We start from the raw sequence: 13,079 nt of genomic DNA, 5'->3' as shown, positions 1-13,079 counted from the left end.
GGTTACGTTCCGGGCGGCCGGGCCAAGTACCATCCTGCGACGTTCCGGCAAATACGCCGTTCAGCAAGCCGGCAAGGAGACTGCGATGAGATGGGAAGGCAACGAACAATCCGACAACGTCGAAGACCGCCGTGACGGCGGGGGTGGCGGCGGAGGCGGCGGCTTCATCGGTGGGCGCGGCATCGGCATCGGCACCATCGCGGTCGCGCTCATCGCCGGCTGGATCTTCGGCATCAACCCGCTCACCGTGCTGAGCCTGCTCAGCGGCGGCGGCGACCCGGTCCAGGTGCAGCAACAGCAGCAAGGCCCCGCGCCCAAGCCACCCACCGGCGACCGCGAGGCGGCCTTCGTCTCCACCGTGCTGAAGAACACCGAGGTGGTCTGGACCGATCTCTTCCGCAAGAGCGGCGGCAACTACCAGGCGCCCCGGCTCGTGCTGTTCCGCGGCGCCACGCCCACGGCCTGCGGCACCGGTCAGTCGGCCATGGGGCCGTTCTACTGCCCGGGCGACAAGAAGGTCTACATCGACCTGGCGTTCTACGACACCCTCAAGAACCAGCTCGGCGCGCCCGGCGAGTTCGCGCAGGCGTACGTCATCGCGCACGAGGTCGGCCACCACGTGCAGGACGAACTCGGCATCACCGCCAAGGTCGACGGCATGCGCGGGCGCCTGAGCCAGTCGCAGAACAACGCCATCAGCGTGCGCGTCGAGCTGCAGGCCGACTGCTTCGCCGGCGTGTGGGCGCACCACTCGCAGGAATCGAAGAAGTGGCTCGACCCGGGCGACATCGAGGCCGCCATGAACGCCGCGCAGAAGATCGGCGACGACGCCCTGCAGCGCTCCGCGGGCCGCGCCGTGGTGCCCGACAGCTTCACCCACGGCTCCAGTGCACAGCGCCAACGCTGGTTCGGCACGGGCTATCAGACGGGTGAAATGAAGTCCTGCGACACTTTCAACGCGCGCAATCTGTAAAGATTGTCTCCCGAGAGCCCCGAATTCATTGGGGTTTTTGCTATTGAATAAATAGCAATTCGGCCTGCGCGGATGTTGTCGTTTCGTTGTCACTGCCGTTTTTTGCGGCAGTGCGACAATAGAAGGCTCAATGACAATGTCCTTCTCCAATCTTTCGCTGGCAGAACCGCTGGCCCGCGCCGTGGCCGAAATGGGCTACGAGACCATGACGCCCATCCAGGCACAGGCCATTCCGGTCGTGCTTTCAGGCCAGGACGTGATGGGCGCCGCGCAGACCGGCACCGGCAAGACGGCGGCGTTCTCGCTGCCCTTGCTGCAGCGCATGCTCAAGCACGAAAACGCCTCCACCTCGCCCGCGCGGCATCCGGTGCGTGCGCTGGTGCTGCTGCCCACGCGCGAGCTGGCCGACCAGGTCGCGCAACAGGTCAAGCTGTACGCCAAGTACACCAACCTGCGCAGCACGGTCGTGTTCGGCGGCATCGACATGAAGCCCCAGACGCTGGAGCTGAAGAAGGGCGTCGAAGTGCTCGTGGCTACGCCGGGCCGGCTGCTCGATCACATCGAAGCCAAGAACGCGGTGCTCAACCAGGTCGAATACGTCGTGCTCGACGAGGCCGACCGCATGCTCGACATCGGCTTCCTGCCCGACCTGCAGCGCATCCTGAGCTACCTGCCCAAGCAGCGCACCACGCTGCTGTTCTCGGCCACCTTCTCGCCCGAGATCAAGCGGCTGGCCAGCAGCTACCTGCAGAACCCGGTCACCATCGAAGTGGCGCGGCCGAACGAAACGGCCTCCACCGTCGAACAGCATTTCTACAGCGTCTCTGACGACGACAAGCGCCGTGCGCTCAAGCAGATCGTCAAGCAGCGCGGCATTACGCAGGCCTTCGTGTTCGTCAACAGCAAGCTCGGCTGCGCGCGCCTCGCACGCTCGCTGGAGCGCGACGGTCTGCGTACCACCGCACTGCACGGCGACAAGAGCCAGGACGAACGCCTGAAGGCGCTCGCCTCGTTCAAGGCCGGCGAAGTCGACTTGCTGGTGTGCACCGACGTCGCGGCCCGCGGCCTGGACATCAAGGACGTGCCCGCCGTCTTCAACTTCGACATCCCGTTCAACGCCGAAGACTACGTGCACCGCATCGGCCGCACGGGCCGTGCCGGCGCCTCGGGCCTGGCCGTGAGCTTCGCCAGCGGCGGCAACGATGCGCGCCTCGTGGCCGACATCGAGAAGCTGATCAAGAAGAAGATCGAGCTCGAACCCGTCGAGTTCGAAGAAGACCGCCCGCGCGGCCGCATCAACGACGGACGCCGCCACTGGCGTGAAGAAGGCGAAGCCGGCGACGCACGCGACGTGCTCGACCAGCCGCGCGAACGCCGCGAAGCCGACACCCGCCGCAGCATGAGCGGTGGTGGCCGCCCGCACCGCGCGCCGTCCGCGCCGCGCGATCCGTTCTTCGACAAGCCCTACGAATCCGGCGAGCGCGAAGCCGCGCCGGCCTGGGAAGCGTCGGCCAAGGCGGCGCCCGCACGCGGCATCTCGAGCAACATCAAGAGCAAGCGCAAGGTCGCGGCGCTGTTCAAGGCGGCCGAGCCGGGTTGAACCGGGGGCGCGCGACAGTGAAAGCAAAAAGCCGGGCATGCCCGGCTTTTTTTTCGTCTGCGCTTTGCGAACTCAGGCCACGCGAAAGTGATGCGTGCCGTCGCGCCCGAGCTGTTCCACCAGCCCGAACTCCCAGTCCAGGTAGGCCTGCATGGCCTCGGCGGGTGCGTCGGTGCCTTCGTAAGGCCGGCGGTAGCGGTCGGTGCGGGCGGTGGCCAGGCGGGTCTCGCCGGTCTCGGCCGGCAGCCCGGCGGCGAACCAGGCGGTGTTGCCGCCCGTGAGCACCTGCACTTCCACGTCGCGCTGGCCGCGTGCGTCGAGCAGGGCGCGCAGGTCCGCGGCGGCGTAGCGGGCGAGCAGGCTGCTGCCGCAGGTCAGCACGTAGCGCGGGGCGGACGGAAGGGCCTGGCGGTCGAGCGCCTGGGCGAGCTGCGCACGGATCGCGTACCAGGCGCCGGGAATGTGGCGCTTCACGTAGTTGGCGCTCGTGGTCACGTCGATCACGGCGGTGGCGGGCTGCTGCTTCAGCAGCGCGGCCAGTGCCTCGGGTGTGATCTCGGCGACCGTGGCTGCGACGGGCGGGTAGGCCGACGTCGGCGTGCCGGTCTCGCTGTGCGCGGCGGTCGGTGGCACCGCATCGGGCACGTACACCTCCCAGCCCATCTGCGCGAGCCATGATGCGCTCATCGATGCGCGCACGCCGTCGTCGTCGGCCAGCACGATGCGTGCGCCGCGCACCGGCACCTGGTGGTCGGTTTCCTGCACGAGCTGCCCGCCGGGCGCGCTCGCGAAGCCGGGCAGGTGGCCGGCGGTGTATTCCTCGGGCGTGCGCACGTCGAAGCGGTACACGGTGCGGCCCGGGGCCTCGAGCGTGCCGAGTGCGTCGAGCGCGATGCGGCGCACGCCCGCGGCGTCGGCCACGCGGCGTGCGTCGGCTTGCGCCTGCGCGCGGTTCGCGTCCGACACCGCAGCCGGTGCCTGCCGGCCGGCGCCGTGGTCGAGCACCTGGCCTGCGAGCTTCCAGCCGATGGTGCCGTTGCGCAGCGCCGCGACCGGGTTCGGGATGCCCGCGTTCACGAGCGACTGCGTGCCGATGATGCTGCGCGTGCGGCCCGCGCAGTTCACGATCACGCGCGTGGCCGGGTCGGGAGCGAGCTCGCGCACGCGCAGCACCAGCTCCGCGCCGGGCACGCTGGTGGCCGAGGGGATGCTCATGGTCTGGTACTCGTCGAAGCGGCGCGCGTCGAGCACGACGACGTCGGCGCGGCTGTCGATGAGCGCCTTCACCTCGGGCGCCGACAGCGACGGCGTGTGCCGCTCGTGCTCGACCAGTTCGCCGAAGGACTTGCTCGGCACGTTCACGTCGCGGAACAACTCGCCGCCCGCCGCGCGCCAGCCTTCAAGGCCGCCGTCGAGCAGGTGCACGTTGGTGTAGCCGAGCGCGGCGAAGGTGCGTGCCGCCAGCGGCGCGAGATCGACACCGTCGTGCGCGCCGTACAGCACGATGAAGGTGTCGCGCCGCGGAATGCGCCGCCACGCTTCGATCTCGATGCGCGACAGCGGCAGGTTGGCGGCCCACAGCGGGTGTTCTTGTGCAAACGGGTCTTCCTCGCGCAGGTCGAGCAGCGCGGTCTCCTCGCGCGCGATCAGCCGTTCGCGCAGCGCGGCGAAGGGCAGCAGGGGAAAGGAGGCGGTCGTTGTCGTCGTCATGCGGCAGTGTTTCGGAGTTCGGCGGAGCGGTCCCACAGGTTGGGCAGCAGCGTGTTGGAGTAGCCGGAGACGAAGGGCTTGCGCCCGCCTTCGGCCGGGTAGGTGTGGCGGCGCACGGCGCCGATGTTGGCGCCGTACACGTGGATGCTGATCGACACGCGGTCGGCGTGCGCGTTGTGCACGCGGTGCAGGTCGCCCACGGTGGGGGACACGGCCTCGACATGGCCCGCATCGAGCCGCACCGGCGCGCCCTGGGGTCGCGCGGTGCCGTCGGCGTCGAGCGCGTAGGGCTGGCTGTACTCGGCGCCGCGCAGCATGCCGATGAGGCCCCACACCGTGTGGTCGTGGATCGGCGTGGCCTGGCCCGGTCCCCAGACGAAACTCACGACCGAGAAGCGCTCGGTGCTGTCGGCGTGCAGCAAAAACTGCTGGTAGTAGGTCGGGTCGGCCACGGCGAAGGCGTCGGGCAGCCAGTCGTCGCGCGCCACCAGCGTGCGCAGCAGCGCGCCGCCTTCGGACAGGATGCGCGGCTCATCGGGCCGGCTGTCGAGCAGCCGGCCGAAGGCGCCGACGAAATCGCGCAGCGGAGCAATCATGCGGGGCGTTTCCAGAGTTGGGTGTCGGTGATCGCGCGCACATCCACGCGTGTGGGAAGGATACCGTCACGCGCCGAGCGGTCGGCCACAGTTTGCAGCGCGGTGATGTCGGCCTCGCTCACGGGCCGCCCCGCCACCGAGGCGCGCGCCGTGATGAGCCGCGCCGAGGCGATCGGCAGCCGCGTGAGCTGGCTGTAGGCCTGCGCATAGGCCTCGGGGTTGGCCAGCGCCCAGTCGCCCGCGCGGGCAAGCCGGTCGAGGAACTGCACGATGGCCGCGCGCCGGGCCGGGTCGGCCAGCGAATGCTCGCTTGCGGTGATGAAGCCCAGCGCCGTGTTGATGCCGCGCCCGTCGCGCAGGATGCGCCCGCCCTGCTGCAGTGCGATGGCGTAGTAGGGGTCGAAGATGGCCCAGGCGTCGATCTGCCTGGAGGCAAACGCGGCCGCCGCGTCGGTGGGCAGCACGAACTTCACCGTGACCTCGTCGCGCCGCACGCCGGCTTCTTCGAGCGCGCCGTAGAGCTGGTACTGCGAGATGCTGCCGCGCGCCGACGAGACGACCACTGTCTGGCCGCGCAGGTCGGCCACGCGGCGCAGCGGCGAGTCGGGCTGCACCACGATGCCCAGCGACTCGGCCTTGCCCACGCGCGTGGCGACGATCTTCAGCGGCGTCTTGCCGACGGCCGCCGCGAGCACCGGCAGGTCGCCGGCCATCGCGGTGTCGACGGCGGCGCTGCGCTGCGCTTCGAACAGCGGCGCGGCGCCCTGGAAGTTGGCCCAGCGATAGGCAAAGGGCGCGTCGTCGAGGGCCTTGGAGGCCTCGAACAGCGAGCGCAGGCCGCCGGCCTGGTCGCCGAGCACCAGCGTGGCCTGGGGTTGCGCCACCGCGCGCAACGGGCCGGCCACGGCCAGCGACAGCGCGGCGCCTTGCGCGAGCCAGGTGCGGCGAGAAATTGGCAGCGCGCTCATGCCGCACCTCCCGATGCCTGCAACGCACGCTGCCCCGCCGCGACCAGGATCGCGTCGTTCTGCGGCGTGTGGATGCGGCTGCACAGCACGTCGCGGTAGTGACGTTCGAGCGGGTTCTGTCGCGTGAGGCCGTGGTTGCCGCTCAGTTGCAGTGCCAGCTCGACCACGCGGATGGCGTGCGTGGTCACGGTGTGCTTGAGCAGGCCGCTGTCGGCGGCGGGCGGCGTATGGCCGCTGTCGACCGCGGCGGCCGCGTCGTCGAGCAGCACGCGGTTGGTGCGCAGCAGTGCCTCGATCTCGCCCACCTGCTCCTGCACGCGCGGCAGGCTGGCCAGCGGCGCACCGAGGCTGCCGGGTGCGCGCCGGTTCAGGAAGTCGACCAGCCAATCGCGCGCGGCGCGCGCCACGGCGTCGTAGAGGCTGCCCAGCAGCACGACCATCCAGGCCTGCTGCGCCGCATGGGCGTCGATGTCGGTCTGGCTGCCGGCGCCGGGCGCCCAGTCGGCGGGCGCGCGCAGGTCGACGGCGTGGTCGGCGGCGATGGCGACGTCTTCGAACACCACCTCGTGGCTGCCCGAGGCGCGCAGGCCCAGGTGGTCCCAGCTCGCGATCACGCGGATGCCGGGCGCGTCGCGCGGCACCAGGAACACGCCGGTGCGCGGTGCGGCCTCGTCGGTGCGCGCCCAGACCGCGAGCCACGACAGGCCCTCGATGCCGGTCGTGTAGAGCTTGTGGCCGTCGATGCGCCAGCCCTCGGGCGTGCGCCGCGCCACGGTGCCGGGCAGGCCGCCGCGCGCGGGCGAGCCCAGCGCGGGCTCTACGCGCAGCGCGTTGATGAGCGCGCCGTGCGCCACTGCATCGCGTGCCACGCGCTCGCGCAGGTGCGCGGGCCAGCGGCTCTCGCGGCGCGCGAGCGCCTGGTGCTGCAGGTAGGTCATGGTGAGGATCAGCGCCGTGGCGGGCTCGCCGCGCGCCACCGCCGCGATCACGCGGCGCGCCGTGGCCAGCGTGGCACCGCCGCCGCCGTATGCGACGGGCGCGACGAGGCCGACCAGGCCGTGCGCCTGCAACGCCTCGAAGTTCTGGCGCGGAAAGGCTCCGCTGCGGTCGTGGTCTTCGGCCGTGGACGAGAACTGCGCCGACAGGCGGGCCAGCACGCTGAGGTCGACGGAGGGCGGGGTGTCTGTTTCGGGAACGGCCGGCGCGCGGCGCAAGGGGAGTGCACTCATGGTGCCCGCACGGTAAAGGCCCGCTGCCAGTGTGCGAAGGATGCATCGCGCATATCCAAATTCGTTTTTCTGCGTTCGTTTTCAGGGCCCGTCTCGGTACGGTCTCGCTTCTCCTCGTGAGTGAGTGAAGAAGAAAGAACACAAGGCATGACACCCGATTTCCCGCTGGACCGACGCCGCCTGCTGCAGGCCGCCGCCGCATGGGGCGTGGCGGCTTCGGGCGTGGCGCAGGCCGCCGCGCCCTCGCGCGACCTGTCGGGCGTGACGCTGCGCGTGGGCACCTACAAGGGCCTGTGGCGCCCGCTGCTCACGGCCTCGGGCCAAGCCGACACGCCCTACAAGATCGACTGGCGCGAGCTCAACAACGGCGTGCTGCACATCGAGGCCATCAACGGCGACGCGCTCGACCTGGGATCGGGCAGCGAGATCCCGCCGGTGTTCGCGGCGCGGCAGAAGTCGAGCGTGCGGCTCGTGGCCGTGACGCACGAAGACCTCAACAACCAGGCCACGCTGGCGCGCAAGGACTCGGCCATCCGCAGCATCGCCGACCTCAAGGGCAAGCGCGTGGGCTACGTGCGTGCCACCACCTCGCACTACTACCTGGCCAAGCAGCTGGCGGAGGCAGGGCTGTCGTTCGCCGACATCCAGCCCGTGAGCCTCACGCCGGCCGACGGCCTCTCGGCCTTTGCGCGCGGCGACCTCGATGCCTGGGCCATCTACGGCTACAACGGCCAGCTCGCGCGCACCCAGTACGGCGCGCGCACGCTCAAGACCGGCGTGGGCTACCTGTCGGGCAACTTCCCCATCTACGCCAACCCGCGCGCGCTCGACGACACGCTGCGCCGCGCGGCGCTGGGCGACCTGCTGCAGCGCCTGCAGCGCGCGTTCGCCTGGATCAACGGCAACTTCCTGGCCTACGCCCGCGCGCAGTCGGCCGAGACGCGCGTGCCCGTGGGCGACCTGGTCGAGCTGTTCAACGGCCGCAGCGGCGACTACAGCCTGGGCCCGGTCACCGACGCCGTGGTGCGCAGCCACCAGGACGTGGCCGACACCTTCCAGAAGATCGGCGTGCTCGACGGCCCGGCCGACGTGAAGCCGCTGTGGGACCGCCGCTTCGAAAACCTGCTGCGGCTGCCCGCCGCCTGACCCCTTCATTCCATCCGCATCCACGAGGACACCATGAGCCAGAACGACGTTGAATTCATCGGCATGATCCAGGGCCAGAAGGTCTCGGAGATCCATGCCGCCAAGGGCCCGGCCATCGACCGCGACTACGTGCGCGCCTTCGCGCAGGCACACGAGAACGCCGGCTTCGACCGCGTGCTGGTGCCGCACCATTCCACCAGCCCCGACGCCACGCTCACCGTGGCCTACGCGGCCTCGGTGACCGAGCGCATCCACTTCATGCTCGCGCACCGCCCGGGCTTCGTGGCGCCCACGCTCGCGGCGCGCCAGTTCGCCTCGCTCGACCAGTTCAGCGGCGGGCGGCTCGGCGTGCACTACATCTCGGGCGGCTCCGACGAAGAGCAGAAGCGCGACGGCGACTGGCTCGACCACGACCAGCGCTACGCCCGCACCGACGAATACCTCGAGGTGCTGCACAAGGTGTGGACGGCCGAGAAGCCCTTCGACCACGAAGGCGCGCACTACCGCTTCCAGAACGCGTTCTCCGAAGTGAAGCCGGTGCAGACGCGCCACGGCAAGCCGCACGTGCCCGTGTACTTCGGCGGTGCGTCGGAAGCGGCGATCCCGGTCGCGGGCAAGTACGCCGACGTGTACGCGCTGTGGGGCGAATCGCTCGACCAGGCGCGCGAACTCACGACGCGCGTGCGCGCCGAAGCCGCCAGGCATGGGCGCAGCGTGCGCTTCTCGGTATCGTTCCGCCCGATCCTGGCGGACACCGAAGAGGCTGCCTGGGCGCGCGCCGAGAACATCCTGGCGGAGACGAAACGCCTGCGCGTGGTGCAGGGCTACAACCGCGGCGGCCCGCAGCAAAGCGAAGGCGCCAAGCGCCTGCTGGCCGCGGCCGAGAAGGGCTCGCGCCTGGACAAGCGCCTGTGGACCGCGGTCGCGCAGGAGATCGGCGGGCGCTCCAACAGCACCGCGCTGGTCGGCACGCCCGAACAGGTGGCCGATGCGCTGCTCGACTACTACGACCTGGGCGTGACCACCTTCCTGATCCGCGGCTTCGATCCGCTCGAAGACGCGACCGACTACGGCCGCGCGCTGATTCCGCGCACGCGCGAACTCGTCGCGCAGCGCCTGCAGTCGCAGCGCAAGGCGGCCTGAGCCATGAGCGCCGTCCTGTCCATCGACCGCCACGCGGCCCAGCCGCTGAAGCTGCACGCGAACCCGCAGCAGAAGCACTGGTTCGACCCCATCCCGCCGCGCCCCACCGTGCAGGCCGAGCGCCGCCACCGGCAGGAGCGCCTGGCGGGCGCCTTCCGCCTGTTCGCGCGCTTCGGCTTCGCGCAGGGCCTGGCCGGCCACATCACGGCGCGCGACCCCGAGCTGACCGACCACTTCTGGGTCAACCCGCTGGGCGTGCACTTCTCGCGCATCAAGGTGTCCGACCTGCTGCTCGTCAACGCGAAGGGTGAAACCGTCGTCGGCGACCGGCCGCTCAACAAGGCCGCCTTCGCCATCCACGCCGCGATCCACGAGCACAACCCGAACATCGTGGCCGCCGCCCACACGCACTCGACCTACGGCAAGGCCTGGTCCACGTTGGGCCGCAAGCTCGACACGCTCACGCAGGACGCCTGCGTGTTCCACGACGACGTGGCGCTGTTCGACGACTTCACCGGCATGGTGGTCGACACCAGCGAGGGCGATCGCATCGCCCGCGCGCTGGGCGACAGGAAGGGCGCGATCCTCAAGAACCACGGCATCCTGACGGCCGGCCCCACGGTGGAGGCCGCCGCGTGGTGGTACATCGCGCTGGACAACGCCTGCCACACGCAATTGCTGGCCGAGGCGGCAGGCACGCCGCAGCCGATCGACGAGGCCACCGCGCGCCACACGCACGGCCAGATCGGCGGGCCCGAAGGCGCGATCCATTCCTTCGACAGCCTGTACGAAGGGCTGGTCGAGGCCGAGCCCGAACTTCTGCTTTGACGATGACGACGAACCCCCGGAGCCTTTCCCCGATGAACGCATCCCTTTCCCGCCGCAGCGTGCTGCGCACCGGCGCCGCCGCCGCCGTGGTCGCCTCGGGCGGCCTCATTGCCTCGCAGGCCTTCTCGCAGCAGGCGCGCAAGCTCACCTTCGCCTGGAACGCCGCCGCGTTCTGCCTCTCGCCCGTGGTGGTGGCGCAGGAGCGCGGCTACTTCGAGCGCAACGGCCTGCAGGTGGACCTCGTCAACTACACGGGCTCGACCGACCAGCTGCTCGAATCGCTCGCCACCGCCAAGGCCGACGCGGCCGTGGGCATGATCCACCGCTGGCTCAAGCCGCTCGAGTCGGGCTTCGACGTGAAGATCGTCGGCAGCTCGCACGGCGGCTGCGTGCGCCTGGTGGGCGCCAAGGACGCGGGCGCCACCAGCCTGGCCAGCCTCAAGGGCAAGATCATCGGCGTGTCGGACATCGCGAGCCCGGGCAAGAACTTCTTCTCGATCCTGCTGGCCAAGAACGGCATCGACGCCGACCGCGACGTGACCTGGCGCCAGTACCCGGCCGACCTGCTCGACATCGCGGTGAAGAAGGGCGAGATCCACGCCATTGCCGACGGCGACCCGAACGTGTACCTGATCGAGAAGCGCAACCAGGGCACCTTCGTCGAGCTCGCGAGCAACCTCTCGGGCGAGTACAAAGACAAGGTCTGCTGCATCGTTGGCGCGCGCGGCGAGCTGGTGCGCAAGGACAAGGCGACCGTCGCCTCGCTGGTGCGCGCCATCGCGCAGGCCTCCGACTACGTTGCCGAGAACCCGAACGAATCGGCCAAGCTCTTCGCCAAGTACTCGCCCAAGGTTCCGGTCGAAGACCTGCGCGCGCTGCTGGGCACGCTCACGCACAACCACCACCCGCTGGGCCGCAAGCTGCGCGACGAGGTGGAGTTCTACGCGCGCGACTTCCGCGGCGTCGGCGTGCTCAAGAAGACCACCGACCCGGTGCGCTTCGCGGAGCACGTGTCCTTCGATCCGTTGGCATGAGCGCCGTCATCGACCGGGTGCTCGAGGCACCGCCACCGGCGCCGGGCAGTTGGCGCCGCCCCGGCATCGAGAAGGCCGCGCCGGCCGCCGTGTTCGCGCGCCCCGCCGAAGGCTTCTGGCGCACCGGCGCGCTCGCGAGCGCGGGCTGGATCGCGCTGGGCCTGCTCACCGTCTACTGGCCCAACAAGGCCGTGGGCTTCAGCGACTGGGCCTACACCGACGAGTTCGGCATCGCCGCCATCGCCATCGGCGCAGCGCTTCTGCTCGTGGCGCTGCTCGGCACGCGCGCAGGCCGCGTGGCGCGCACGCTGCGCCCGACCGGGCCATGGCTGGTCGCGCTGCCGGTGCTGTTCGCCATTTGGGAGATCGCGACCGCGAAGCTCGCGCTGCTGCCCACGCCGTTCTTCGCGCCGCCGCAGAGCCTCATCGAAACCTACATCGACGATTGGCGCCGCCTCGGCGAAAGCCTGGCGCATTCGGCGCGGCTGCTCGCCCACGGCTTCGTGCTGGGCGCGCTGGCGGGCTTTCTCACGGGCGTGACCATCGGCTGGTCGCGCATCGCGGGCTACTGGGTGCATCCGGTGCTGCGCTTCGTGGGGCCGGTGCCGGCCTCGGCGCTGCTGCCGCTGGCGTTCTTCTTCTTTCCGTCGAGCTACGCGGCGGCCGTGTTCCTCATCGCGCTGGCCACGGGCTTTCCGGTGGCGGTGCTGACGTGGTCGGGCGTGGCGGGGGTCAACCGCAACTACTACGACGTGGCGCGCACCATGGGCGCGAGCGAGCGCTTCCTGGTGCTGCGCGTGGCGATTCCCGCCGCGCTGCCGCAGGTGTTCGTGGGGCTGTTCATGGGCCTGGGCGCCGCGTTCTCGGTGCTGGTCACGGCCGAGATGATGGGCGTGAAGGCCGGGCTGGGCTTCTACCTCTCGTGGGCGCAGGGCTGGGCCTCGTACTCGAACATGTACGCCGCGCTGATCGTGATGGCGCTGCTGTGCTCGGGCCTGATCACGCTGCTGTTCAAGGTGCGCGACCGCGTGCTGTCGTGGCAGAAGGGGACCGTCAAATGGTAGCCACCGCGCAAGCCGAAGCGGGTGTGCGCCAGGCCGGCGCGCAGATCGACATTCAGGGCGTGAGCCACTGGTTCGATGTGCCGGCGGGTCCGCTGCAGGTGCTCGACGACATCGACCTCACGGTGAAGCCTGGCGAGTTCGTCGCGCTGCTCGGGCCGAGCGGTTGCGGCAAGTCGACGCTGCTGCGCCTCGTGGCCGGGCTGGAGCCCGCCACGGCCGGGCGCATCACGCAGGACGGCGCACCCATCGCGCGGCCCGACCCGTCGCGCATCGTCGTCTTCCAGGACCCGACGCTCTACCCCTGGCGCAGCGTGTGGGACAACGTGGCGCTCGGCCTGCAGGCGCGCGGCGTGCTCAAGGCGCAACGCGGGCGCGTTGACGAGGCGCTGAAGCTCGTCGGCCTCACCGACTTCGCCAAGGCCTTTCCGCACCAGCTCTCGGGCGGCATGGCGCAGCGCGTGGCGCTGGCGCGCGCGCTGGTCAACGACCCGCAGCTGCTGGTGCTCGACGAGCCGCTGGGCAAGCTCGACTCGCTCACGCGCATCGCCATGCAGAGCGAGCTGGTCAACCTGTGGCAGCGCGCGGGCTTCTCGGCGCTGCTGGTGACGCACGACGTGGAAGAAGCGCTGTTCCTCGCCAACCGCGTGATCGTGCTGAGCGACCGGCCGGCGCGCATCGCGGCGGAGCTCGTGGTCGACCTGCCGTACCCGCGCCATCGCGGTCACGCGCGGCTGGCGGAGCTTCGCCACGAAGCGCTGCGCCACCTGGGGCTCGACGCCACCTGGTGA

The 13,079-nt window shown here is 70.4% G+C and carries 12 protein-coding genes; 8 read left to right on the top strand and 4 right to left on the bottom strand.

Features of this window, described 5'->3' with window-relative positions:
• The first annotated feature begins 85 nt into the window (after nt 1-85).
• Together ypfJ and VHAB30_RS17560 are read left to right on the top strand one after the other, a co-directional pair.
• The gene (gene ypfJ, locus VHAB30_RS17565) at nt 86-973 is read left to right on the top strand and encodes a KPN_02809 family neutral zinc metallopeptidase (protein WP_159277955.1); all 888 of its coding nucleotides are present in this window, start codon (nt 86-88) and stop codon (nt 971-973) included.
• Between the two features lie 130 nt (nt 974-1,103).
• Nucleotides 1,104-2,573 (top strand): DEAD/DEAH box helicase, encoded by a 1,470-nt coding sequence (locus tag VHAB30_RS17560; RefSeq protein WP_062477554.1) that lies wholly within the window; start codon nt 1,104-1,106, stop codon nt 2,571-2,573.
• 72 nt (nt 2,574-2,645) lie between these two features.
• On the opposite strand, the gene VHAB30_RS17555 is transcribed toward VHAB30_RS17560, so the two are convergent.
• The 4 genes from VHAB30_RS17555 to VHAB30_RS17540 are packed head-to-tail and all read right to left on the bottom strand — an operon-like array spanning nt 2,646 to nt 7,076.
• On the bottom strand, nt 2,646-4,283 hold the full coding sequence (locus VHAB30_RS17555; protein ID WP_159277954.1) for a rhodanese-related sulfurtransferase: 1,638 nt from the start codon (nt 4,281-4,283) through the stop codon (nt 2,646-2,648).
• The gene (locus tag VHAB30_RS17550; RefSeq protein ID WP_159277953.1) at nt 4,280-4,879 is read right to left on the bottom strand and encodes a cysteine dioxygenase family protein; all 600 of its coding nucleotides are present in this window, start codon (nt 4,877-4,879) and stop codon (nt 4,280-4,282) included. Before VHAB30_RS17550 ends, VHAB30_RS17555 begins: the two co-directional genes overlap by 4 nt.
• On the bottom strand, nt 4,876-5,847 hold the full coding sequence (locus tag VHAB30_RS17545) for an ABC transporter substrate-binding protein (protein ID WP_159277952.1): 972 nt from the start codon (nt 5,845-5,847) through the stop codon (nt 4,876-4,878). Before VHAB30_RS17545 ends, VHAB30_RS17550 begins: the two co-directional genes overlap by 4 nt.
• Complete coding sequence (locus VHAB30_RS17540; protein ID WP_159277951.1) at nt 5,844-7,076, bottom strand: acyl-CoA dehydrogenase family protein; 1,233 nt, start codon at nt 7,074-7,076, stop codon at nt 5,844-5,846. The genes VHAB30_RS17545 and VHAB30_RS17540 overlap by 4 nt, the downstream gene beginning before the upstream one ends.
• A gap of 147 nt (nt 7,077-7,223) precedes the next feature.
• Between VHAB30_RS17540 and VHAB30_RS17535 the strand changes: the two genes are divergently transcribed.
• Genes VHAB30_RS17535 through VHAB30_RS17510 form a run of 6 tightly spaced genes read left to right on the top strand, consistent with a single transcriptional unit; the run spans nt 7,224 to nt 13,079 of the window.
• A complete protein-coding gene (locus tag VHAB30_RS17535) occupies nt 7,224-8,222 on the top strand; it encodes an ABC transporter substrate-binding protein (RefSeq protein WP_062482537.1) in 999 nt (332 codons plus the stop codon).
• A 33-nt stretch (nt 8,223-8,255) separates the two neighbouring features.
• On the top strand, nt 8,256-9,365 hold the full coding sequence (locus VHAB30_RS17530) for an LLM class flavin-dependent oxidoreductase (RefSeq protein ID WP_095744221.1): 1,110 nt from the start codon (nt 8,256-8,258) through the stop codon (nt 9,363-9,365).
• A gap of 3 nt (nt 9,366-9,368) precedes the next feature.
• The gene (locus VHAB30_RS17525) at nt 9,369-10,193 is read left to right on the top strand and encodes a class II aldolase/adducin family protein (RefSeq protein WP_159277950.1); all 825 of its coding nucleotides are present in this window, start codon (nt 9,369-9,371) and stop codon (nt 10,191-10,193) included.
• A gap of 32 nt (nt 10,194-10,225) precedes the next feature.
• Nucleotides 10,226-11,227, top strand: a complete 1,002-nt coding sequence (locus tag VHAB30_RS17520) for an ABC transporter substrate-binding protein (protein WP_070061730.1) — start codon at nt 10,226-10,228, stop codon at nt 11,225-11,227.
• On the top strand, nt 11,224-12,291 hold the full coding sequence (locus VHAB30_RS17515) for an ABC transporter permease (RefSeq protein ID WP_159277949.1): 1,068 nt from the start codon (nt 11,224-11,226) through the stop codon (nt 12,289-12,291). Before VHAB30_RS17520 ends, VHAB30_RS17515 begins: the two co-directional genes overlap by 4 nt.
• Nucleotides 12,285-13,079, top strand: a complete 795-nt coding sequence (locus VHAB30_RS17510; protein WP_159277948.1) for an ABC transporter ATP-binding protein — start codon at nt 12,285-12,287, stop codon at nt 13,077-13,079. The genes VHAB30_RS17515 and VHAB30_RS17510 overlap by 7 nt, the downstream gene beginning before the upstream one ends.

Origin of the sequence: Variovorax boronicumulans, from assembly GCF_009811375.1 — a bacterium.
Classification (GTDB): Bacteria; Pseudomonadota; Gammaproteobacteria; order Burkholderiales; family Burkholderiaceae_C; genus Variovorax; species Variovorax boronicumulans.
Note: the sequence above shows the minus strand (reverse complement) of the source record. Positions and strands in the feature narration are given on the sequence as shown.

Bases quoted from the DNA above. Each gene is read 5' to 3' on its own strand.
- VHAB30_RS17550 (WP_159277953.1), bottom strand. From the start codon at position 4,879: ATGATTGCTCCGCTGCGCGATTTCGTCGGCGCCTTCGGCCGGCTGCTC.
- VHAB30_RS17525 (WP_159277950.1), top strand. From the start codon at position 9,369: ATGAGCGCCGTCCTGTCCATCGACCGCCACGCGGCCCAGCCGCTGAAG.
- ypfJ (WP_159277955.1), top strand. From the start codon at position 86: ATGAGATGGGAAGGCAACGAACAATCCGACAACGTCGAAGACCGCCGT.
- VHAB30_RS17540 (WP_159277951.1), bottom strand. From the start codon at position 7,076: ATGAGTGCACTCCCCTTGCGCCGCGCGCCGGCCGTTCCCGAAACAGAC.
- VHAB30_RS17520 (WP_070061730.1), top strand. From the start codon at position 10,226: ATGAACGCATCCCTTTCCCGCCGCAGCGTGCTGCGCACCGGCGCCGCC.
- VHAB30_RS17510 (WP_159277948.1), top strand. From the start codon at position 12,285: ATGGTAGCCACCGCGCAAGCCGAAGCGGGTGTGCGCCAGGCCGGCGCG.
- VHAB30_RS17560 (WP_062477554.1), top strand. From the start codon at position 1,104: ATGACAATGTCCTTCTCCAATCTTTCGCTGGCAGAACCGCTGGCCCGC.
- VHAB30_RS17535 (WP_062482537.1), top strand. From the start codon at position 7,224: ATGACACCCGATTTCCCGCTGGACCGACGCCGCCTGCTGCAGGCCGCC.
- VHAB30_RS17555 (WP_159277954.1), bottom strand. From the start codon at position 4,283: ATGACGACGACAACGACCGCCTCCTTTCCCCTGCTGCCCTTCGCCGCG.
- VHAB30_RS17530 (WP_095744221.1), top strand. From the start codon at position 8,256: ATGAGCCAGAACGACGTTGAATTCATCGGCATGATCCAGGGCCAGAAG.
- VHAB30_RS17545 (WP_159277952.1), bottom strand. From the start codon at position 5,847: ATGAGCGCGCTGCCAATTTCTCGCCGCACCTGGCTCGCGCAAGGCGCC.
- VHAB30_RS17515 (WP_159277949.1), top strand. From the start codon at position 11,224: ATGAGCGCCGTCATCGACCGGGTGCTCGAGGCACCGCCACCGGCGCCG.